Origin of the sequence: Pseudomonas sp. RIT357 (assembly GCF_000632245.1) — a bacterium.
GTDB lineage: Bacteria > Pseudomonadota > Gammaproteobacteria > Pseudomonadales > Pseudomonadaceae > Aquipseudomonas > Aquipseudomonas sivasensis.
In genome coordinates this window covers 163,943-181,586 of record NZ_JFYX01000045.1, presented here as the reverse complement: position 1 = coordinate 181,586, position 17,644 = coordinate 163,943, and the positions used below count along the sequence as shown (strand labels likewise).

General features: G+C 60.6%; 22 protein-coding genes. 6 read left to right on the top strand and 16 right to left on the bottom strand.

The window, feature by feature from the left end:
* Positions 1 to 61: 61 nt before the first annotated feature.
* The 6 genes from BW43_RS06815 to tusD all read right to left on the bottom strand — a co-directional run bounded on the left by BW43_RS06815 (position 62) and on the right by tusD (position 3,498).
* Positions 62 to 1,057 (bottom strand): glutathione S-transferase family protein, encoded by a 996-nt coding sequence (locus BW43_RS06815; RefSeq protein ID WP_032889669.1) that lies wholly within the window; start codon positions 1,055 to 1,057, stop codon positions 62 to 64.
* A gap of 88 nt (positions 1,058 to 1,145) precedes the next feature.
* Positions 1,146 to 2,147 carry a glycosyl transferase family protein gene (locus BW43_RS06820; protein WP_032889668.1) on the bottom strand — a complete coding sequence of 334 codons (1,002 nt, stop codon included), beginning with the start codon at positions 2,145 to 2,147 and terminating at the stop codon, positions 1,146 to 1,148.
* Positions 2,144 to 2,479: a TusE/DsrC/DsvC family sulfur relay protein gene (locus BW43_RS06825; RefSeq protein WP_032889667.1), complete on the bottom strand. Its 336-nt coding sequence runs from the start codon at positions 2,477 to 2,479 to the stop codon at positions 2,144 to 2,146. The genes BW43_RS06820 and BW43_RS06825 overlap by 4 nt, the downstream gene beginning before the upstream one ends.
* Positions 2,476 to 2,754, bottom strand: a complete 279-nt coding sequence (gene tusB, locus BW43_RS06830; RefSeq protein ID WP_032889666.1) for a sulfurtransferase complex subunit TusB — start codon at positions 2,752 to 2,754, stop codon at positions 2,476 to 2,478. The genes BW43_RS06825 and tusB overlap by 4 nt, the downstream gene beginning before the upstream one ends.
* A complete protein-coding gene (gene tusC, locus BW43_RS06835) occupies positions 2,754 to 3,104 on the bottom strand; it encodes a sulfurtransferase complex subunit TusC (RefSeq protein WP_032889665.1) in 351 nt (116 codons plus the stop codon). Before tusC ends, tusB begins: the two co-directional genes overlap by 1 nt.
* A 1-nt stretch (position 3,105) precedes the next feature.
* Entirely contained in the window at positions 3,106 to 3,498 is a 393-nt protein-coding gene (tusD, locus tag BW43_RS06840) for a sulfurtransferase complex subunit TusD (protein WP_032890039.1), read from the bottom strand.
* A 157-nt stretch (positions 3,499 to 3,655) separates the two neighbouring features.
* Between tusD and BW43_RS06845 the strand changes: the two genes are divergently transcribed.
* A complete protein-coding gene (locus tag BW43_RS06845; protein WP_032889663.1) occupies positions 3,656 to 4,831 on the top strand; it encodes a CaiB/BaiF CoA-transferase family protein in 1,176 nt (391 codons plus the stop codon).
* Positions 4,832 to 4,921: 90 nt separating this feature from the next.
* On the opposite strand, the gene BW43_RS06850 is transcribed toward BW43_RS06845, so the two are convergent.
* Both BW43_RS06850 and BW43_RS06855 read right to left on the bottom strand, forming a co-directional pair.
* A complete protein-coding gene (locus BW43_RS06850; protein WP_032890037.1) occupies positions 4,922 to 5,416 on the bottom strand; it encodes a SprT family zinc-dependent metalloprotease in 495 nt (164 codons plus the stop codon).
* Between the two features lie 128 nt (positions 5,417 to 5,544).
* Positions 5,545 to 6,147 carry a Yip1 family protein gene (locus BW43_RS06855; RefSeq protein ID WP_032889661.1) on the bottom strand — a complete coding sequence of 201 codons (603 nt, stop codon included), beginning with the start codon at positions 6,145 to 6,147 and terminating at the stop codon, positions 5,545 to 5,547.
* 266 nt (positions 6,148 to 6,413) lie between these two features.
* Here BW43_RS06855 and ttcA point away from each other — a divergent pair, with 266 nt between their 5' ends.
* Both ttcA and BW43_RS06865 read left to right on the top strand, forming a co-directional pair.
* Positions 6,414 to 7,238: a tRNA 2-thiocytidine(32) synthetase TtcA gene (ttcA, locus tag BW43_RS06860; RefSeq protein ID WP_032889659.1), complete on the top strand. Its 825-nt coding sequence runs from the start codon at positions 6,414 to 6,416 to the stop codon at positions 7,236 to 7,238.
* 67 nt (positions 7,239 to 7,305) lie between these two features.
* On the top strand, positions 7,306 to 7,977 hold the full coding sequence (locus tag BW43_RS06865; protein ID WP_032889657.1) for a DNA-3-methyladenine glycosylase I: 672 nt from the start codon (positions 7,306 to 7,308) through the stop codon (positions 7,975 to 7,977).
* 71 nt (positions 7,978 to 8,048) lie between these two features.
* Here BW43_RS06865 and BW43_RS06870 read toward each other — a convergent pair whose 3' ends face one another.
* The 3 genes from BW43_RS06870 to arsC are packed head-to-tail and all read right to left on the bottom strand — an operon-like array spanning position 8,049 to position 9,404.
* The gene (locus BW43_RS06870) at positions 8,049 to 8,456 is read right to left on the bottom strand and encodes a DUF2069 domain-containing protein (RefSeq protein WP_032890035.1); all 408 of its coding nucleotides are present in this window, start codon (positions 8,454 to 8,456) and stop codon (positions 8,049 to 8,051) included.
* Positions 8,440 to 9,054 carry an NAD(P)H:quinone oxidoreductase gene (wrbA, locus tag BW43_RS06875; protein ID WP_032889655.1) on the bottom strand — a complete coding sequence of 205 codons (615 nt, stop codon included), beginning with the start codon at positions 9,052 to 9,054 and terminating at the stop codon, positions 8,440 to 8,442. Before wrbA ends, BW43_RS06870 begins: the two co-directional genes overlap by 17 nt.
* Positions 9,051 to 9,404 carry an arsenate reductase (glutaredoxin) gene (gene arsC, locus BW43_RS06880; protein ID WP_032889654.1) on the bottom strand — a complete coding sequence of 118 codons (354 nt, stop codon included), beginning with the start codon at positions 9,402 to 9,404 and terminating at the stop codon, positions 9,051 to 9,053. Before arsC ends, wrbA begins: the two co-directional genes overlap by 4 nt.
* Before the next feature lie 115 nt (positions 9,405 to 9,519).
* On the opposite strand from arsC, the gene BW43_RS06885 reads away from it, so the two are divergent.
* The gene (locus tag BW43_RS06885; protein WP_032889653.1) at positions 9,520 to 9,981 is read left to right on the top strand and encodes a TlpA disulfide reductase family protein; all 462 of its coding nucleotides are present in this window, start codon (positions 9,520 to 9,522) and stop codon (positions 9,979 to 9,981) included.
* 130 nt (positions 9,982 to 10,111) lie between these two features.
* Here the strand turns inward: BW43_RS06885 and BW43_RS06890 are convergent, their stop codons facing one another.
* The 4 genes from BW43_RS06890 to BW43_RS06905 all read right to left on the bottom strand — a co-directional run bounded on the left by BW43_RS06890 (position 10,112) and on the right by BW43_RS06905 (position 14,816).
* On the bottom strand, positions 10,112 to 10,516 hold the full coding sequence (locus BW43_RS06890; RefSeq protein ID WP_032889652.1) for an META domain-containing protein: 405 nt from the start codon (positions 10,514 to 10,516) through the stop codon (positions 10,112 to 10,114).
* Positions 10,513 to 10,953 (bottom strand): hypothetical protein, encoded by a 441-nt coding sequence (locus BW43_RS06895; RefSeq protein ID WP_032889650.1) that lies wholly within the window; start codon positions 10,951 to 10,953, stop codon positions 10,513 to 10,515. Before BW43_RS06895 ends, BW43_RS06890 begins: the two co-directional genes overlap by 4 nt.
* 71 nt (positions 10,954 to 11,024) lie before the next feature.
* The gene (locus BW43_RS06900; RefSeq protein ID WP_032889649.1) at positions 11,025 to 12,014 is read right to left on the bottom strand and encodes a 2-hydroxyacid dehydrogenase; all 990 of its coding nucleotides are present in this window, start codon (positions 12,012 to 12,014) and stop codon (positions 11,025 to 11,027) included.
* A 48-nt stretch (positions 12,015 to 12,062) separates the two neighbouring features.
* Positions 12,063 to 14,816, bottom strand: coding sequence for a response regulator (locus BW43_RS06905; RefSeq protein ID WP_032889648.1), 2,754 nt, complete (start codon positions 14,814 to 14,816; stop codon positions 12,063 to 12,065).
* Positions 14,817 to 15,019: 203 nt separating this feature from the next.
* Between BW43_RS06905 and BW43_RS06910 the strand changes: the two genes are divergently transcribed.
* Positions 15,020 to 15,748: a response regulator transcription factor gene (locus tag BW43_RS06910; RefSeq protein WP_032889647.1), complete on the top strand. Its 729-nt coding sequence runs from the start codon at positions 15,020 to 15,022 to the stop codon at positions 15,746 to 15,748.
* Positions 15,738 to 17,105, top strand: coding sequence for a sensor histidine kinase (locus tag BW43_RS06915; protein ID WP_032889646.1), 1,368 nt, complete (start codon positions 15,738 to 15,740; stop codon positions 17,103 to 17,105). The genes BW43_RS06910 and BW43_RS06915 overlap by 11 nt, the downstream gene beginning before the upstream one ends.
* 3 nt (positions 17,106 to 17,108) lie before the next feature.
* On the opposite strand, the gene BW43_RS06920 is transcribed toward BW43_RS06915, so the two are convergent.
* Positions 17,109 to 17,624, bottom strand: coding sequence for a DUF2062 domain-containing protein (locus BW43_RS06920; RefSeq protein WP_032889645.1), 516 nt, complete (start codon positions 17,622 to 17,624; stop codon positions 17,109 to 17,111).
* Positions 17,625 to 17,644: the final 20 nt, after the last annotated feature.

Genomic DNA, 17,644 nt, shown 5'->3' with positions numbered 1-17,644 from the left:
GTTCCAAATGTGGAAGGGGGTTGCTCCCGATGAGACCATCACACACAGCGCATTTCCTGAATCAGCGCCAGACGCCTTCGCCACTCAACCGCTGGCGATCGTGCCCAGCATCAAACCTTTGCAACGGCCCCTTTGGCACAACCCCCGTCGGGTTGATCGTGCGGTGACTGGCATAGTAATGCCCCTTGATGTGCTCAAAATCCACCGTCTCGGCCACCCCCGGCCACTGAAACATCTCCCTCAGCCAATTCGACAGATTCGGATAATCCGCAATCCGCCGCAGATTGCATTTGAAATGGCTGTAATACACCGCATCAAAACGAATCAACGTGGTGAACAACCGCACATCCGCTTCGGTCAGGTACTCGCCGGCCAGGTAGCGATGGTCGCCCAAGTGCTGTTCCAGATGGTCCAGTTCAGCAAACACATCATCAAACGCGCTTTCATACGCTTTTTGTGAGGTGGCAAAACCTGCGCGGTACACGCCATTGTTCACGGCCGGGTAGATCCGCTCGTTCAGCTCATCGATGGTTGTACGTAGGGAGTCGGGATAGAAATCCAGGGTATTGCCAGTCAGTCCGTTGAAGGCGCTGTTGAACATGCGGATGATCTCCGCCGATTCATTGCTGACGATGCGTTTGAGCTTCTTGTCCCACAAGACCGGCACGGTCACGCGGCCGGTGTAGTCGGCTGTGTCGGCGGTGTAGCGTTGGTGCATAAATTCGAAATTATCCAGCTTATCGCCGGTCGAGCCGTGGGCCTTGTCGAAGGTCCAGCCGTTTTCCAGCATCAGCCAGCTGACTACGGACACATCGATCAGGCTTTCGAGGCCCTTGAGCTTGCGCAGGATCAGCGTGCGGTGCGCCCATGGGCAGGCCAGGGACACATAGAGGTGATAACGACCGGCCTCGGCCTTAAAGCCGCCTTCGCCGCTCGGGCCAGGTTGGCCATCGGCGGTCACCCAGTGGCGCCGCTGTGCCTGTTCCCGTTGGAAAGCGCCGTCTGCGCTACTTTCGTACCACTGGTCTTTCCAGTGTCCTTCGATCAGCAAACCCATGACTGGCTCCTTGGCTAATAAGCGTTGGAGCCCAGTCTAAAGGGATGAGTTCGAACTAAAAGCGCAAAGACTGCGGATGAATGATCGATTAAATCGATTTATCCCGTGCTTCCCAATATTGCTGCGCCAGTTCGAACGCCTGCTCCCGCGGGTGGCCAAGGCCGCGCAAGGCCAGGGCCATGGTGGCGATCAGCGCCAGCTGCGGGTAGCTGTCCTCTGCATCGCCGCGCCATACGGCCTTCAAGTGCTCAGGCTCCAGCGTTGCCGGCTTGACGTGGCGCTGGGCGGAGAGGGCGGGCCATTCTTCATCCCAGCTCTCGCCGCCGGTGGTGCCGTACAGGTGGCTGATAGTGTCGGGGTTGATCTCTATCTCGCCACCGTCGCCTTTCACCACAATCACGTTATCCCCGAGCAGCCCGCTGGCATCGCGGTGCACGCCCTGGTAGCCCGGATGAAAGATGCTTTGCAGGCCGCAACGGGCATTCAACGGGTTGAGCAGCCGCGCCAGCGAGTGGATCGGCGAGCGAAGACCCAAGGTGTTGCGCAAATCGATCATGCGTTGCAGTTGTGGTGCCCAGTCGCCCAGCGGGATAAATGCGAGGTTTGCGTGCTCAAACGCCGTACCGACCTGTTGCCAGTTTCGGCACAGGGGAATGTGCAGGGTATCCAGCAGCTGCTCGGTGTACAGCCGGCCCGCCGTATGGGCGCCGCCGCCGTGTATCAGGATGCGCACACCGTTCTGCGCCAGGCATTTGGCTGCCAGCAGGAACCACGGCAGGTGGCGTTTCTTGCCGGCATAGGTGGGCCAGTCGACGTCGACATTCAGTGTGGGGGCATCCAGGCGCTCGCGCACGGCTTCTGTGAAACCGGCGAGTTCTTCCGGGCTTTCTTCCTTGTGCCGAAGCAGCATCAGGAAGGCGCCCAGTTGGGTGTCTTCGACTTTTTCGTCGAGCAACATGCCCATGGCTTCGCGGGCTTCTTCGCGGGTGAGGTTACGCGCGCCGCGCTTGCCTTTGCCCAGGATGCGTACGAATTGCGCAAATGGGTGCTCGGCAGGAGTTTGCAGGGTCAGCGGGGAGAAGTCGGTCATAAGCAATTCGTCGGCCGGGGCAGGCCCGCCAGCTTGGCGGCGAGTTTGGCGGGAGTGCCGTTGAACAATTGGTTGAGGTGCAGGCTGTTGCCTTTGTCCGGGCCTAGCTTCAAGGCGGTGTACTTGATCAGCGGGCGCGTGGCTGGGGACAGCTGGAATTCGGCGTAAAAGCCGCGCAACAGTTCGAGGATTTCCCAGTGCGCCGCAGTCAATACCAGGTTTTCGGCGGTGGCCAGGGCGTTGGCCACCTCGGTGGACCAGTCGTTCAGGTCGACGAGGTAGCCGTCCTTGTCCAGTTCGAGGCGGCGTTCGCCCACGGTCAGGGTGTTCATAGCCAGGTGTTGACCTTGTCGTAGTCGATCGACAGTTGCACGAAACCGGGATAGTCCACGCTGTCGGCCCAGTCCGGTAATGGCAGGTTGCGCGCCTGCATGTCTTCGGCCAGCACAAAGACCTTCACGCCCTTGGTTTGCAGGGCTGGGGCGTGCAGGCCGTAGGCGCCGTCGCCGCACAGCAGGATCGCGTCCTCGGCGCCGCAGATACGCAGGCAGCTGTCGAGGCGGCTATCGGTAAACGGGGAGTGAGACACCACGTGTAAAGTCGACATCAGAGGGTAATTACCTGGTCGTAACGGTCAATCAATTGGGAAATAGCGTCGTTGCTCAACGGTTGCGCTTCGGTTGGCGGCGTCAAGCCACGCACGGCCATGCTGTGGCGGCAGACAAACACATCATCGATGCCGAACAGCTCCAATGCCTGCAGGTTGGCACTGAGGTCCTTTTGTTGCACGGCCTTGGCGTTCTGGTGCGGCGCGAGCTGGAACACGCCGTCATCCATGAACAGCAAGCCGATGGGCAGATCAAAGGCGCCACCCGCCAGCACGATATCCAGCGCTTCCCGTGCGCTCGGCCCGGACCACGGCGCCTGACGGCTGATCAGCAATAAGGATTTGGACATTTCACGGCCCTCCAAAACAGATCAGGCGGTCGGCATCCTGGATTGCATCATGCAATTGCCCCAGGCCTGACAGCGTCCACGGTGCATCCAGGTTCACTGCGCTGCGTTGATAGCGCGTGGCCTCTTCGCTGTTGAGCACGCCACGACGCAGGGCGGCGGCGATGCATACCACGCCGTCGAGCTGATGAGTGCTGACAAACTCACGCCATTGGCGGGCAATGTCCTGCTCATCTTGGGGCGCTACGAGGTTGTTGGACGCGCTGTAAACGCCATCCTGATAAAAAAACAACCGCACAATCTCATGCCCACCGGCCAACGCCGCCTGGGCGAAGAGCAAGGCGCGGCGCGAAGAGGGCGCGTGGGCGGCGGAATACAGGGCAATCGCGAACTTCATGGAACACTCGGCAAGCAAACGTAGGCCAATGATAAAGCCGCCGTCGCGAAAAAGCCCGCCGTGATCAAAACGGTCACTGTCGGTGATCGTTCTGACGATTGCCGGTAGGCGCAAGGCTGCCTAGTCTGTGGGCATTCGAACCGAAAGTGGAGTCCCCATGTCAGGTCCCTTGGCGTCCCTCAAAGTGCTGGATTTTTCCACCTTGCTGCCCGGCCCGTTTGCTTCGTTGATGCTGGCGGACATGGGCGCCGAAGTGCTGCGTATCGAATCGCCCACGCGCCTGGACATGCTGCGGGTCTTGCCGCCCCATGATCAGGGCACCTCGGCAAGCCATGCCTACCTCAATCGCAATAAACGCAGCCTGGCGCTGGACCTCAAGCAGGTCGAGGCCTTGGAGATTGTGCGGGCGCTGGTCAAAGACTACGACATCGTGCTCGAACAGTTTCGCCCCGGCGTGATGGAACGCTTGGGCCTGGGGTATGAGGCCTTGAAGGCGATTAATCCCCGGCTGATTTATGTGTCGATCACCGGTTATGGCCAGACCGGCCCGTATAAGGATCGCGCCGGCCACGATATCAACTACCTGGCACTGGCAGGCGTGGCCAGCTATACCGGGCGCCAGGACAGCGGGCCGCTGCCGTTGGGTGTGCAGTTGGCGGACGTGGGCGGGGGTTCGCTGCATGCGGTGGTGGGGTTGCTGGCGGCCGTTATCGCCCGCCAGCAAAGTGGCGTCGGGCAATACCTGGATGTAAGCATGACCGATTGCTCGTTCAGCTTGAATGCCATGGCTGGGGCGGGTTATCTCGCCTGTGGTGCGGAGCCGGAATGGGAAGGCCATGTGCTCAATGGCGGGAGTTTCTATGATTACTACCGCTCGCGCGATGGGCGCTGGATGTCGGTGGGCAGCCTGGAGCCGGCGTTTATGCAGCAATTGTGTGAAGCGTTGGGGCGCCCGGAGCTGGCCGCGCAGAGCTTGAAGCCAGAGCGGCAGGCGGCGCTTAAGCAGGCCTTGCAAGTGGAGTTCGAGAAGCGCAGTTTCGCGGAATTATGCGAGCTGTTTGCCGGGGTGGATGCCTGCGTTGAACCTGTGCTGACGCTCAGCGAAGCCGTGGCCCATCCGCAGTTAAAGGCGCGGGCGCTTGTCAGCCAGGTGCCCAGGGGCGATGGCTCGAGCCAGGCGCAGATTGCCTGCCCGTTAAAGTTTTCGGACGGGTTGCCAGCGCCCCGGCACATTGGCGTCGCCGTGGGCGCGCACAGTGATGAAGTGTTGGCGGAGCTGGGCTTGAGCCCGCCGCGCATCAGCGAGCTGCGCAGCTCCAAGGTAATTATGTAGTGGCTGGGCGGACGCTATCGGGAGCAAGCCCCCTCCCACATTCAGGCCTGTGAATACGATCAAAATGTGGGAGGGGGAGCGATGAGGCCTTTATTCCACCCGGGTTTCGCCGGTAAACACCAACGTCTGCCGACAGCGCCGGCACAGATACCGCCGCCCCTGAGCCACCATGCCATGGCGCTGTGACGAAAACGGAAAGTCGCTGTCGGCACATGGGCAGCGGTAGATATAGCGGGTCACCTGGCGCCGCTGCACGGCATAGGTATGGCAACGGTCCGGCGGCAGTTCGTAGACCCCACGCATGATCAACTGCCATTCCTCGCCATGGGGCTGGATGCGTTCACCAAACAATTGGTGGGCGATCAGGTGCGCCACCTCATGGGCCACGGTCTGCTTGAGGAAGTGCTGGCTGTTTTCTCGGTACAACTGTGGGTTAAAGCGCAGCAGGTTCTCGTGCAAATGCGCGACACCGGCTTTCTGGCCCCGCAGCTTGAGGCTGACCTGGGGGCGTTTGAAGCTTCGTTTGAAAAAGGATTCGGCTTGCAGGAAACAATCTTCGACGCGGGTATTGAGTTGCTCGGGCATGCTGTACATATCTCCAGAGATGCCCAGTATGCCGCAAAGCTGAGTGTTTCCGAATCTGTCAGGCGCCGAATGGTCATGCATAACGCACAAAGCCACCTTGCGGTGGCCTTGCCTACGGTTTCAGCAGTTCAGTTGGTATAGATCGGCCCTACGCCCAGGCCCCAGACGATCACCGTAAACGCCATGATCGCCACCAGCACCACCAGGCCTACGGCCAGTACCGAGCTGGAAAACAGGAAGCCCTCGTCCGGATCGATGTTCATGAACGTCGGCAGCCCCACATACAACAGGTACACCGTGTAGCAGATCGCCGCTGTGCCCACGACCATACCCAGCCACATGTGCGGGTAGAGCGCCGCCAGCCCGCCGATAAACAGCGGCGTCGCGGTGTAGGTCGCAAAGGCCACGCAGCGAGCCATGCTGGGGTTGGCGTCATAGGTGCGGGCCATCCAATGAATGAACGCGCCCATCACCGCCACGCCGCCAAGCATGGCTGCGTACGACATGATGGTCATCCACAACGCACTTTCCTGGGTCAGCATCACCGGCGCGCGATTGCCGATGACCCAGCCCACCTGGGTGGTGCCGATAAACGCTGATATTGCGGGAATTGCCGCGAGAATCAGGGTGTGAGTGAGGTACATGTGGCCGATGCTTTCTTCTTTATCGCCACGGATTTCCCGCCATTCCTGGTCGGGATGGGTAAACAGCCCCACGACGTGATGGATCATGCCAGTCACTCCTGTCGTTGTTACCATCGCCCCCCATCGGAGCGCCCACGGGCCAATTGGCCTGAAAGGTCTGGATATAGATGTGCGACCTCACGTCGCAGTATAGGAAGGGATGACCGGAATAACTGTAGGGCCTTTAGAGCAAATCGCACTGTAAACAGTGGGCCTAATCGCAGATTGGAATGCGGGGCCACGTTGAATGTGTGGACTCGACATCGGTAAGATACCCGGCTTTTCGTCACACACCTCCAGCGGATCCAATCGCCATGGGCACTCTTACGGTCAACCAGAACAAACTGCAAAAACGCCTGCGTCGCCTGGCGGGTGAAGCAGTCGCCGATTTCAACATGATCGAGGATGGCGACAAGGTCATGGTCTGCCTCTCCGGCGGCAAAGACAGTTACACCCTGCTCGATGTGCTGCTGCACCTGCAAAAGGTCGCGCCGATCAAGTTCGACATCGTTGCCGTCAACATGGACCAGAAACAACCGGGGTTTCCCGAGCACGTGCTGCCGGCTTACCTGAAAGCGCTGGGCGTCGAGTACCACATCGTCGAGAAAGACACCTATTCGGTGGTCAAGGAGTTGATCCCGGAAGGCAAGACCACCTGCTCGCTGTGCTCGCGCCTGCGCCGTGGCACGCTCTACACCTTTGCCGATGAAATCGGTGCGACCAAGATGGCATTGGGTCACCATCGCGACGACATCGTCGAAACCTTCTTCCTCAACATGTTCTTCAACGGCTCCCTCAAGGCCATGCCGCCCAAGCTGCGCTCCGATGACGGACGCAACGTGGTAATCCGTCCGCTGGCGTATTGCAACGAGAAAGACATCCAGGCCTACTCCGACTTCAAGCAATTCCCGATCATCCCGTGCAACCTGTGCGGCTCCCAGGAAAACCTGCAGCGCCAGGTGGTCAAGGAGATGCTGGTGGACTGGGAGCGCAAGACGCCGGGGCGCACCGAAAGCATCTTCCGCAGCTTGCAGAACGTGCAGCCGTCGCAGTTGGCCGACCGCAACCTGTTTGACTTCGCCAGCCTGAAAATCGACGAGACGGCCGCTTCGCGCTTCGTCAACGTAGTGAACCTCTGAAGCAGTTCAACGCTCTGAAAGACGGCGCTCAAGGGCGCCGTTTTCATTTCAATCCCCAGGAGAGGGCATGCGCGATTACAAGTGGCTGCACGAATATTGTCTGAACCGCTTTGGTTCAGCGGCTCAACTCGAAGCCCACCTGCCGGTACCCAAGACCCCGGCCCAATTGCGCAAGATCAGCGATGATCGCTACCTGTCGACCTTGGCGCTCCGGGTGTTTCGCGCCGGGTTGAAGCACAGCGTAGTGGACGCCAAGTGGCCGGCGTTTGAGCAGGTGTTCTTCGGCTTCGATCCGGAAAAAGTCGTGCTGATGGGCGCCGAGCACTTGGAACGCCTGATGCAGGACACGCGTATCATCCGTCACCTGGGCAAGCTCAAGAGCGTGCCGCGCAATGCGCAGATGATTCTGGATATTGAGCAAGAGAAGGGCAGCTTCGGCGCGTTTATCGCCGACTGGCCGGTGACGGATATCGTCGGGCTCTGGAAGTACCTGAGCAAGCACGGCCATCAGTTGGGCGGCCTGTCGGCGCCGCGATTCTTGCGGATGGTGGGCAAGGATACGTTTGTGCCGAGTGATGACGTAGTGGCTGCATTGAATGCGCAGAAGATCGTCGACAAGGCGCCGACCAGCCTGCGGGATCTGGCGACGGTTCAGGGCGCGTTCAACCAGTGGCATGCCGAGAGTGGGCGGCCGATGTGTCAGTTGTCGATGATGTTGGCTTACACAGTCAACCACTGACCCCAGTCGGCGCAAGTTCTTGTGTGGTGAGCTCGCTCGCCACACAAGCCGGATGCACTGCAAATCGTTGATCAGGCCTCAGCCAGCCGCCGATTCAACTGATGCCGCCACCGCACATAGAGCAGTGCGGTACAAAACACCGCCAGACTCGCCAGCATCTCAAGCACCCCGAACCACTGACGGTTCGGGTCATACGCGGCCAGCGCGCCCTTGATGAAATACAGGTTCACCGCAAAGCACATCCATGAATGCCCCCGCGCACTGCCGCTGATCATGCCCGGCGCCAGCAACAACAGCGGCACCAGCTCGATCAGCAGGATCACCCATGGGCGTGCGCCGTGCAGGTCGGCGACGAACAGGTAATACACGCAGAGCAAACCCACCAGGCTAAAAAACGCCAGCAGGCTCAGCGCGCGTGCCACCTTGACCCGCGGCTCCAGCCACGCTTGGGGCGGCAGAACTTTAGGCTTTTTGGCCACGACCATTCTCCAGCAGCGTGGCGGTGGTGGCGAGGCGCAATCCCAGTGCCCGGCACAGGGTGATTTCATGTTGATCGAGCATGCGCTTGCCGTCCGGCCCGGAATGGTGGCTGGCGCCATATGGCGTACCGCCGCCCTGGGTGTCGAGCAATGCCTGTTCGCTGTAGGGCAGGCCAGTGATCAGCATGCCGTGGTGCAGCAGCGGTAGCAGCATCGACATCAGCGTGGTCTCCTGGCCGCCGTGCAGGCTGGCGGTGGAGGTGAACACGCCAGCCGGCTTGCCGACTAGCGCGCCGGTGAGCCACAGGTTGCTGGTGCCATCGAGGAAGTACTTGAGCGGCGCGGCCATGTTGCCGAAGCGCGTTGGACTGCCCAGGGCCAGGCCTGAGCAGTTCTTCAGATCATCTAGATTGGCATACAGCGCGCCTTCGTCCGGAATGCTCGGCGCCACGGCTTCGCATTCGGTGGAGATCGCCGGCACCGTGCGCAAGCGCGCCTCCATGCCGCCTTGCTCAATGCCCCGGGCAATCTGCCGGGCCATTTCGCTGACCGAGCCGTTGCGGCTGTAATACAGCACCAGCACGTACGGTGTGGTCACGGCAGAATCTCCAGCACGTTTTCTGGTGGGCGGCCGATGATGGCTTTGTCGGCGGTTTCCAGGATCGGACGCTCCATTAGCTTGGGGTGTTCGGCGATGGCGGCGATCAGATGGGCTTCGCTGAGGCTGGCGTCGGCCAGGTTGAGAGTTTTGTACTCGTCTTCGCCGGTACGCAGCAATTGACGGGCGCTGAGGCCCAGTTTGGCCAGCAAGGCCTTAATTTGCGACGCATCCAGCGGGGTTTCCAGGTAGCGCACCACGGTTGGGGTGAGACCGCGGGCTTCAAGCAGTTCGAGCGCACCGCGGGATTTCGAGCAGCGCGGGTTGTGATAAAGCGTCAGATCGGTCATGTGCGGGTCGCATCTTGCGTAAGGTGGCGGGTATTCTACCCGCGCTGCACCCCGTCCTTAAACCGTAAGAGGCGATAGGTCGCAGCCAACGTTCATTTTTGCGAAGGATTACCCCATGACACGTCGACTGATCGGTGCATTGGCGATCATTACAACCCTGCTGCTCAGCGGCTGCGGGAATGACTATGGCGTTGACCAGTACGGCCAGAAAGTCGCGGCCGAGCGCTTGGACAAGCAATGGCTGGTGGTCAACTACTGGGCAGAATGGTGTGGCCCGTGCCGCACGGAAATCCCTGAGCTCAATGCCTTGGCGGAACAGCTGAAGGGGCAGGGCGTGGGGGTGTTCGGGGTTAACTTCGACAATGTGCAGGGTGCAGAGCTGAAAGAGGCCAGCGACAAGCTGGGCATTAAATTCACCGTGCTGGCGCAAAACCCCGACGGGATCTTTGAAATTCCGCGCAGCGAGGCATTGCCGGTGACTTACATCATTGATGACAAGGGCAAGGTGCGTGAGCAGTTGATGGGCGAACAGACGGCGGAAGGGGTACTGGCCAAACTCAAGGCCTTGCGCGGTTAAAGCAACCACTCAAATCAAATGTGGGAGGGGGCTCGCCCCCGATTGCAGTGTTTCAGTCAATACATCCGTTGACTGTTACACCGCCATCGGGGCCAAGCCCTCTCCCACATTTGGACCGCAAGCAGCGTGATCAGCCTTCTTCCAGCCACAGGCGAATCGGCTTGCCTTCGGCCGGCCAGAAGCGGGTCTGCTCGATCGGCGAGATGTCCCAGCGTTGTACGCTTTGCAGGGCCTGGAAGAAGCGATGCTCCTGCTCCATCAAGGCCTCGGCGCAGAGCTTGCGGGTGCTGCCGATTTTGCCGAAGCTGAGCTTGTCGCCCTCGACCGTGTACGGCGCAAACCAGTGGTTGCAGCCGCCATTACCGTAGGCGCGGCCATCGGCGCCGAGGGTGACAGTCAGGTGTGCGTAGTCCATCAATGGCCGCTCACCAATCCACTCCACCACGTAACTGTGATCCTGCTTGAGCTTGACCGCATCACCGGCACAGCCGCTCAAGGCCACGCCGACGGCGGCGAGCAGAAGCAGGCCTTTCATTGCGCAGCCTTCTGGCATTTCGGGCAGCGGTGCTTGTCGCCTTCACTGGCCCAGCCCAACTCTTTGATGCGCGCGTTGGCGGCAGGCTGCAGCGGTTCTTTGGTCAGCTTGGTTTCTACCGCGAATTCAAACTCCAGCACGGTGTCGCAGCTGTCGCAGTTGACCTTCCAAGTGTGAATCTCCAACTCGCCGAATTTCGGCCCTTGAGCCATGGCGACCCATTGGCCCGCCGGGCGGATGGAGTAGCGCGCGTCACCTTCAACGGTCAGGCGCATTGACAGGGTTTTACTGCCGCGCAGGGTGACGATCAGGACATCGCCATGCTTGATCGAACCACCGTTGCCGGTGACTTGGTAACGGCCCGGCACTAGGGCGCGGCATTCGATCAGGGTGTGTTGCGGGCTCAGCAAGCTGAAGCGGAAATCGTGTTCGGCCATGGATCCTCCAAATAGGCGCGGCATCCTATCACGGGTGCCTGCTTATCATGAGCTTGCTATGTGACCGCTGATCATCCTTCGACGAGGTTCTGCGCCCGACCATCGGCCCATGCAGCAATGTTGGCAAGGGTAGTGCCGGCAATGGCCGCCAGGGCCTCGCGGGTAAGGAACGCCTGGTGTGCGGTGATGATCACGTTGGGGAAGGTCAGCAGGCGTGCGAGCACGTCGTCTTGCAGTGGCAAGTCCGAGCGGTCCTCAAAAAACAGCTGGGCTTCTTCTTCGTAGACATCCAGCCCCAAGTAGCCGAGTTGGCCGTCCTTGAGGGCTTCGATCAATGCCGGGGTATCCACCAGGCCGCCACGGCCAGTATTGATCAGCATCGCGCCGGGCTGCATGTGCGACAGGGAACGGGCGTTGATCAGGTGCTTGCTGTCAGCGGTCAGCGGGCAGTGCAGGCTGATGATCTGCGCCTGGGCCAGTAACTCGGGCAGGCTCACGTACTTCGCGCCCATTGCCTGCACCTGTTGATTGGGGAAGGGGTCGTAGGCGAGCAACTCACAGCCGAACCCGGCCATGATCCTGGCGAATGTCGCGCCGATCTGCCCAGTGCCGACAACACCGACAGTCTTGCCCACCAGGTCGAAACCGGTAAGACCGTGCAAGCTGAAGTCACCCTCGCGGGTGCGGTTGTAGGCACGGTGCAGGCGGCGGTTGAGTGCGAGGATCAGCGCTACGGCGTGTTCGGCGACCGCATGGGGCGAGTAAGCGGGTACCCGTACGATCGTCAGGCCCAGGCGCTTGGCGACGGCGAGGTCGACATGGTTGTAACCCGCCGAGCGCAGTGCAATCAGTCGGGTGCCGCCCTTTGCCAGGTGTTCCAGCACCGGGGCGCTGAGGTCGTCGTTGATAAAGGCGCAGACCACCTCGTGGTGTTCGGCCAGGGCCACGGTGTCGAGATTGAGTCGGGCCGGCTGGAATTGCAGTTCCAGCCCAGCTGGCAGTGGCTCGCCGAGGAAACTATCGCGGTCGTAGGTCTGGCTGCTGAAAAGAATCACGCGCATTGAAAAGCTCCCTGCAATTTGTCAGTGGGTCAGCGCCATGAAATAGGGTCAGACACTTACCCGTGCTTCACTGGCCAATCGCGCGATGGCCATGTCCAGTTCGTCCAGCGCGGTCATCGCCTTGGCATCGTCCTGCTTGAGCAGGGTTTCGGCGCGCTGGCAGGCGGCGCGCAGTTGCGGTACGCCACAGTAGCGGGTGGCGCCGTGCAACCGGTGGACGCGTTCGATCAGCGCCAGGTTGTCCTTGGCGTCGCGGGCGATGTGAATGGCTTGGCGGTCGGCTTCCAGGGAGGCCAGCAGCATGGCAAGCATGTCAGCCGCCAGATCGGTTTTACCCGCGGCCAGGCGTAGGCCTTCCTCATGGTCCAGAACCGGCAACTGCACCCCTGGGCCCAGACCTTCAGTGACACGCTCAGGCACTTGGTTGCGCAAGGCCAGGCCGGTCCACTTCAACACCACTTGGGCCAGTTGCCTTTCGCTGATGGGTTTGGTCAGGTAATCGTCCATGCCGCTTTGCAGCAAGGCGCGTTTTTCGTTAGCCATGGCGTGAGCGGTAAGGGCGACCACTGGCAAGGGTGTGCCATGGCGCTCACTTTCCCACTGGCGGATCGCCTCGGTGCTCTGGCGCCCATCCATGCCAGGCATTTGTACGTCCATCAGCACCAGGTCGAAGGTGTCCTGTTTTACCGCGTCGACTGCGGCATAACCGCTTTCTACCGCACGTACCTGGGCGCCCATGTCCTCCAGCAACGTTTGCACCAAGAGCAGGTTTGCCGGGTTGTCGTCGACACACAGCACACGCGGCGCACGGCTGGACAGCGGCTCGCCCGGTTCGCTGCGCGACGGGCGCGGGCTGATCAGGTCGGAGAGGGCGCGGCGAAGCTTGCGGGTGCATGCCGGCTTGGCCTGCAACTGGCTGTTGGGGTTGGGCACCGACTGGTTGAACAGCATCTGTTCTGTGGTTGGGCACAGCACCAGCACTTTGCAACCCAGGCGTTCCAGGTCCCAAAGATGCTGGTTGAGGCGCTCGGGCGGGATGTCGTTGGCAGTGACGCCGAGCACCGCCAAGTCGATGGCTTGCTCGGTCTGATGGGCGCTGGTGATGCCGTTGGTCAGGTTTTCCAGGCTATTGAACGGCGTGACTTCCAGGCCGCAGTCTTCCAGTTGATGTTGCAAGGCCTGGCGCGCCAGTTCGTGGTTTTCCAGTACTGCCACGCGATGGCCCAGCAGCGGCGCGCAGGGCAGGTCTTCGATATCGTCGCGGGTTTTGGGCAGGTTCAGGCTGATCCAGAATTCCGACCCTTCGCCCGGCGTACTGTCGACGCCGATTTCACCGCCCATTTGCTCGATCAGGCGCTTGGAAATCACCAGGCCAAGCCCGGTGCCGCCCGGCTGGCGCGACAGAGAGTTATCGGCTTGGCTGAACGCCTGGAATAAAGCCCGCACATCCTGGCTGGACAGGCCGATGCCGGTGTCCTGCACGCTGATGCGCAGTTGCACGCTGTCTTCCTGTTCCTCCTCGATCATCGCCCGGGCCACGATAGTGCCCTCGCGGGTGAACTTGATGGCGTTGCTGATCAGGTTGGTCAGGATCTGCTTAAGCCGCAGAGGGTCGCCCACCAGTGCCAGCGGCGTGTCGCGGTACACCAGGCTGACGAGCTCCAACTGCTTGGCATGGGCAGCGGGGGCGAGGATGGTGAGGGTGTCTTGCAGCAAATCCCGCAGGTTGAACGGGATGCTGTCGAGCACCAGCTTGCCGGCCTCAATCTTCGAGAAGTCGAGGATCTCGTTGATGATGCCCAACAGGTTGTCGGCGGATTTTTCGATAGTGCCCAAATAGTCCAACTGGCGCGGTGTGAGCTCGCTTTTTTGCAGCAGGTGGGTAAAACCAAGGATACCGTTGAGCGGTGTGCGGATTTCATGGCTCATATTGGCCAGGAACTCGGACTTGATACGGCTGGCCTCGAGTGCTTCTTTGCGGGCCAGGTCCAGCTCGATGTTCTGGATTTCGATGGTTTCCAGATTCTGGCGTACGTCTTCGGTGGCCTGGTCGATGCTGTGCTGCAACTCTTCCTGAGCGTTTTGAAGAGTTTCGGCCATGCGGTTGACGCCTGAGGCGAGTTGGTCCAGTTCCTGGCTGCCCAAAGGAGGCAAGCGGGTTTCCAGGTTGCCGTCCTTGAGCTGGGCCACTGCTTGCTTGATCAGGCCAATCGGCTCGTTGATCGTGCGGCTGATGCGCAGCGCCAGGGCTGCTGTGCAGATCAGGCCAATGGCGATCAACAGCAGGCTGGCGAACAGACTGCGATAGCCGCGCAGCAACATACCGTTGTGGGACAGTTCTACTTCGACCCAGCCCAAGAGGCGGTCGGCTTCATCGGGGATCAAGTCGCCGGCAAGGTTGCGATGGCGGCCAAACACCGGCAGCAGATAGCGCGTGGCGTCATTGTCGGTGCGTTGCAGCAGGTGAGAGCTGTTGCCGGCCGGCGGCTGGTTGAGCATGGTCGGGCCAGCGTGGGCGAGGGGCGTACGGTCCGGCGCAAGGAACGACACGGTGCGCACGTCCAGTTGTTCCAGGGATTGAGTGGCGATGCGCTCCAGCAGGTCAGTGTTCTTGCTGCTTAAAGCAGGAGCCACCAGAGGCGCCAATTGCTCGGTGATCATTTCGCCGCGCTGCAGCAATTGGGTCTGCAACTCCGAGAGTTGCATCCAGGTGAAGTAGCCCCCCAACAATAAGGCCATCAGGCTGGTCGGTAATAAGCTCAGCAACAGTACGCGGCCTTTTATCCCCATTCTTCTAAGCACGCCACTCTCCTGCTACCACACTGAAATCAATCTTCCGCGCCGGCATCCGGCCCGCGCCACCTGCGCAGTGTAGCCATTTGCACGGCCTGGAATCTCGCAAATTGTTGAGAGAGGGCAATCTTCGGCTCGTTTGGCCCCGTAGCGATTGCCTGCGCCAGGGTAATCTTGAATAATCGGCGATTGAGAATGACTTGCAGACGCTAATGAATCCCGCAGCAGTTGGCCTACCCAATATCCTGACCATCGAAGATGATCCCGTGCTGGGCGCCTATGTCCACGAGCATCTGGGGCGCTGTGGCTTCCAGGTCACCTGGTGCCAGAACGGCCAGCAAGGGCTGGCGATGGCGCGCGAACAGGCGTTCGACCTGGTGTTGATGGATATCCTGCTGCCGGGGCTGGATGGTTTGTCGATCTTGACTCATCTACGCCAGAGCCATTCGATCCCGGTAATCCTGATGTCGGCATTGGGTGCCGAGGCCGATCGCGTCAGCGGTTTTCGCCTGGGCGCCGATGACTACTTGCCTAAGCCGTTCAGCATGGTCGAGTTGCGCGTGCGTATCGAAGCCATCCTGCGCCGGGTGGCCCTGGATCGACGCCCGCTGCCGACGCTTGCGCCGGTGCGTGGGGATGCTCGCACACTGCGTTTCGACGATGAGCTGTGCGATGTGTTTCATCAGGAACACTGGGCAGGCCTGACCCGCAGCGAATACCGCCTGTTGGAAACCCTGCACCGCAACACTGAAGAAGTCCTCAGCAAAGCATTCCTTTACCAACATGTGTTGCAGCGCGGCTATGCGCCCCATGACCGCAGCCTCGACATGCACATCAGCCAGATCCGTCGCAAGCTCAAGGCGATCGGCTACAGCGAGCGCGAAGTGCGCACGGTGTGGGGCAAGGGCTATGTGCTCAGTGGTCACGACGATGGGCTTTGAAAGGGCGCTGAAACGGCTGCCGGGCAAACATTCATTATTTTGGAAGCTCGCCTGCCTGTTGATTGCCTTCTGTTTGCTGATGATCTGGCTCAGTTGGTCCTGGGGCCGGTACATGGAGCAAAAGAACGCGTATTTGTCCGACGAGGCGAGGGTCACGCTGAGTGGTTATGCGGTGAGCGCCGAGCAGGCCTGGAACCGTGGCGGCCATGCCGGTGTTGATGCGTGGCTGCAGGCGATGGGCAAACAGGAAAGCACGTGGATCGGCGTAATAGGCAACGACTTGCAGTCGTTGAGCAGCTACCCACTGACCGCTACGGAGAGCCAGCGCCTGACGTTCTTGCGGGGCCTGGATTGGCCGGTCAGCCGCCACGTCAAGGGCTTGCCGTGGCTCAAGATCCCGTTTGCGGTAGATCCGGGTGCCGGTTCGCTGGTCATTGAATTGCCACAGCGTTTTATGCCGGGGCGTTATCAAGTGGTCTGGCGCGTGGTGACCAATGGTGTGATTCCAGGCCTGTTTACCTTGTTGCTGTGCGTCGGCCTGTACCGGCTGCTGATCATGCCTCTCAATCAATTGCGCGAGCAGGCCAATGCCTGGCGTGCCGATCAATTGAACACGCGGATGCCCCTTGACGCCACCAGTCGACAGGACGAATTGGGCGAGTTGGGCCGTGCGTTTGACCACATGTCTGAGCGTTTGCAGGGCACTGTTGTATTGCAACAACAACTGCTGCGGGACATGTCCCATGAACTACGCACTCCGTTGAGCCGCTTGCGCGTGGCCTGCGACAGCGAGCAGGATCTTGCTCAGTTGCGTGAGCGGTTGGGCCGAGAGATTGACGCTATGCAGCGCCTGGTGGAAGACAGCTTGCAGCTGGCCTGGCTGGACACCGAGCGGGCGCCACTGCCCAAGGAGGATCTTCAGGTACAGGCGTTGTGGGACATGCTGCGGGAGAATGCCTGCTTTGAAAGCGATTGGTCCGCATCGAGACTGCCGTGCCTGCTGGGCGCTGACTGTTGGGTGCGCGGTAATCTAAACGCCCTGGCCCAGGCCTTGGAAAATATCTTGCGCAACGCCATACGCCACTCTCCGGAAAACGGGGTTGTGTGTCTGGACGGGCGACGCGATGGGGAGTACTGGCACCTGTGGTTGGAGGATCAGGGCGGGGGGATTGATGAGCGTGATCTGGAGCGGATTTTTGCGCCGTTCACGCGCTTGGACGGCTCACGGCCCGGTGATGGTGGTTTCGGCCTGGGCCTGAGCATCGCGCGCAATGCCGTTCAGCGTCAGGACGGCAGCCTTTGGGCGCAAAACACCGGTCAGGGCTTGCGTGTACACCTGCGGTTACCGGCGCGCTAGGGCTCAGCCCCGGCGCAGCTTGCGCTTCTTCCATTGGCGCGCGACCCACCAGCGCCAATAGCCCATCGTCAGGCAATAGGCCAATGCGCCCAGCACCAGCCCCAACACCACTGAGCCGAGCAAGAAGGGTTGCCACAGCGTACTCAACTGGCCGCTGATCCATTCCCAGGTCAAGTCATCGGGCAAGCTGCGCGGGGGCACGTTCATCAACCAGGCGCCGGTCATGTAAGTACAAACAAATACCACTGGCATCGTGATCGGGTTTGTCAGCCAAACCAGGCTGACGGCGATGGGCATATTGCCGCGCACGGTAATTGCCAGCACCGCAGCCAATAGCATCTGCAACGGAATGGGGATAAATGCTGCGAACAGACCCACCGCCATGGCGCGCGCCACCGAGTGCCGATTCAGATGCCAGAGGTTCGGGTCATGCAGCAGCGTGCCAAGAAACTGTAATGACTTGTGTTCCCTGATACTGGTGGGGTCGGGCATGTACCGTTTGAATAAGCGCCGTGGCATAAGGGGTCCAGGTCAGTTCG

Bases quoted from the DNA above. Each gene is read 5' to 3' on its own strand.
- BW43_RS06825 (WP_032889667.1), bottom strand. From the start codon at position 2,479: ATGAACACCCTGACCGTGGGCGAACGCCGCCTCGAACTGGACAAGGAC.
- BW43_RS06850 (WP_032890037.1), bottom strand. From the start codon at position 5,416: ATGCCCGAGCAACTCAATACCCGCGTCGAAGATTGTTTCCTGCAAGCC.
- BW43_RS06815 (WP_032889669.1), bottom strand. From the start codon at position 1,057: ATGGGTTTGCTGATCGAAGGACACTGGAAAGACCAGTGGTACGAAAGT.
- BW43_RS06895 (WP_032889650.1), bottom strand. From the start codon at position 10,953: ATGGCCGAACACGATTTCCGCTTCAGCTTGCTGAGCCCGCAACACACC.
- BW43_RS06920 (WP_032889645.1), bottom strand. From the start codon at position 17,624: ATGCCACGGCGCTTATTCAAACGGTACATGCCCGACCCCACCAGTATC.
- tusB (WP_032889666.1), bottom strand. From the start codon at position 2,754: ATGTCGACTTTACACGTGGTGTCTCACTCCCCGTTTACCGATAGCCGC.
- BW43_RS06910 (WP_032889647.1), top strand. From the start codon at position 15,020: ATGAATCCCGCAGCAGTTGGCCTACCCAATATCCTGACCATCGAAGAT.
- BW43_RS06855 (WP_032889661.1), bottom strand. From the start codon at position 6,147: ATGATCCATCACGTCGTGGGGCTGTTTACCCATCCCGACCAGGAATGG.
- BW43_RS06845 (WP_032889663.1), top strand. From the start codon at position 3,656: ATGTCAGGTCCCTTGGCGTCCCTCAAAGTGCTGGATTTTTCCACCTTG.
- tusD (WP_032890039.1), bottom strand. From the start codon at position 3,498: ATGAAGTTCGCGATTGCCCTGTATTCCGCCGCCCACGCGCCCTCTTCG.
- BW43_RS06820 (WP_032889668.1), bottom strand. From the start codon at position 2,147: ATGACCGACTTCTCCCCGCTGACCCTGCAAACTCCTGCCGAGCACCCA.
- tusC (WP_032889665.1), bottom strand. From the start codon at position 3,104: ATGTCCAAATCCTTATTGCTGATCAGCCGTCAGGCGCCGTGGTCCGGG.
- BW43_RS06885 (WP_032889653.1), top strand. From the start codon at position 9,520: ATGACACGTCGACTGATCGGTGCATTGGCGATCATTACAACCCTGCTG.
- BW43_RS06865 (WP_032889657.1), top strand. From the start codon at position 7,306: ATGCGCGATTACAAGTGGCTGCACGAATATTGTCTGAACCGCTTTGGT.
- ttcA (WP_032889659.1), top strand. From the start codon at position 6,414: ATGGGCACTCTTACGGTCAACCAGAACAAACTGCAAAAACGCCTGCGT.
- BW43_RS06890 (WP_032889652.1), bottom strand. From the start codon at position 10,516: ATGAAAGGCCTGCTTCTGCTCGCCGCCGTCGGCGTGGCCTTGAGCGGC.
- BW43_RS06915 (WP_032889646.1), top strand. From the start codon at position 15,738: ATGGGCTTTGAAAGGGCGCTGAAACGGCTGCCGGGCAAACATTCATTA.
- BW43_RS06900 (WP_032889649.1), bottom strand. From the start codon at position 12,014: ATGCGCGTGATTCTTTTCAGCAGCCAGACCTACGACCGCGATAGTTTC.
- arsC (WP_032889654.1), bottom strand. From the start codon at position 9,404: ATGACCGATCTGACGCTTTATCACAACCCGCGCTGCTCGAAATCCCGC.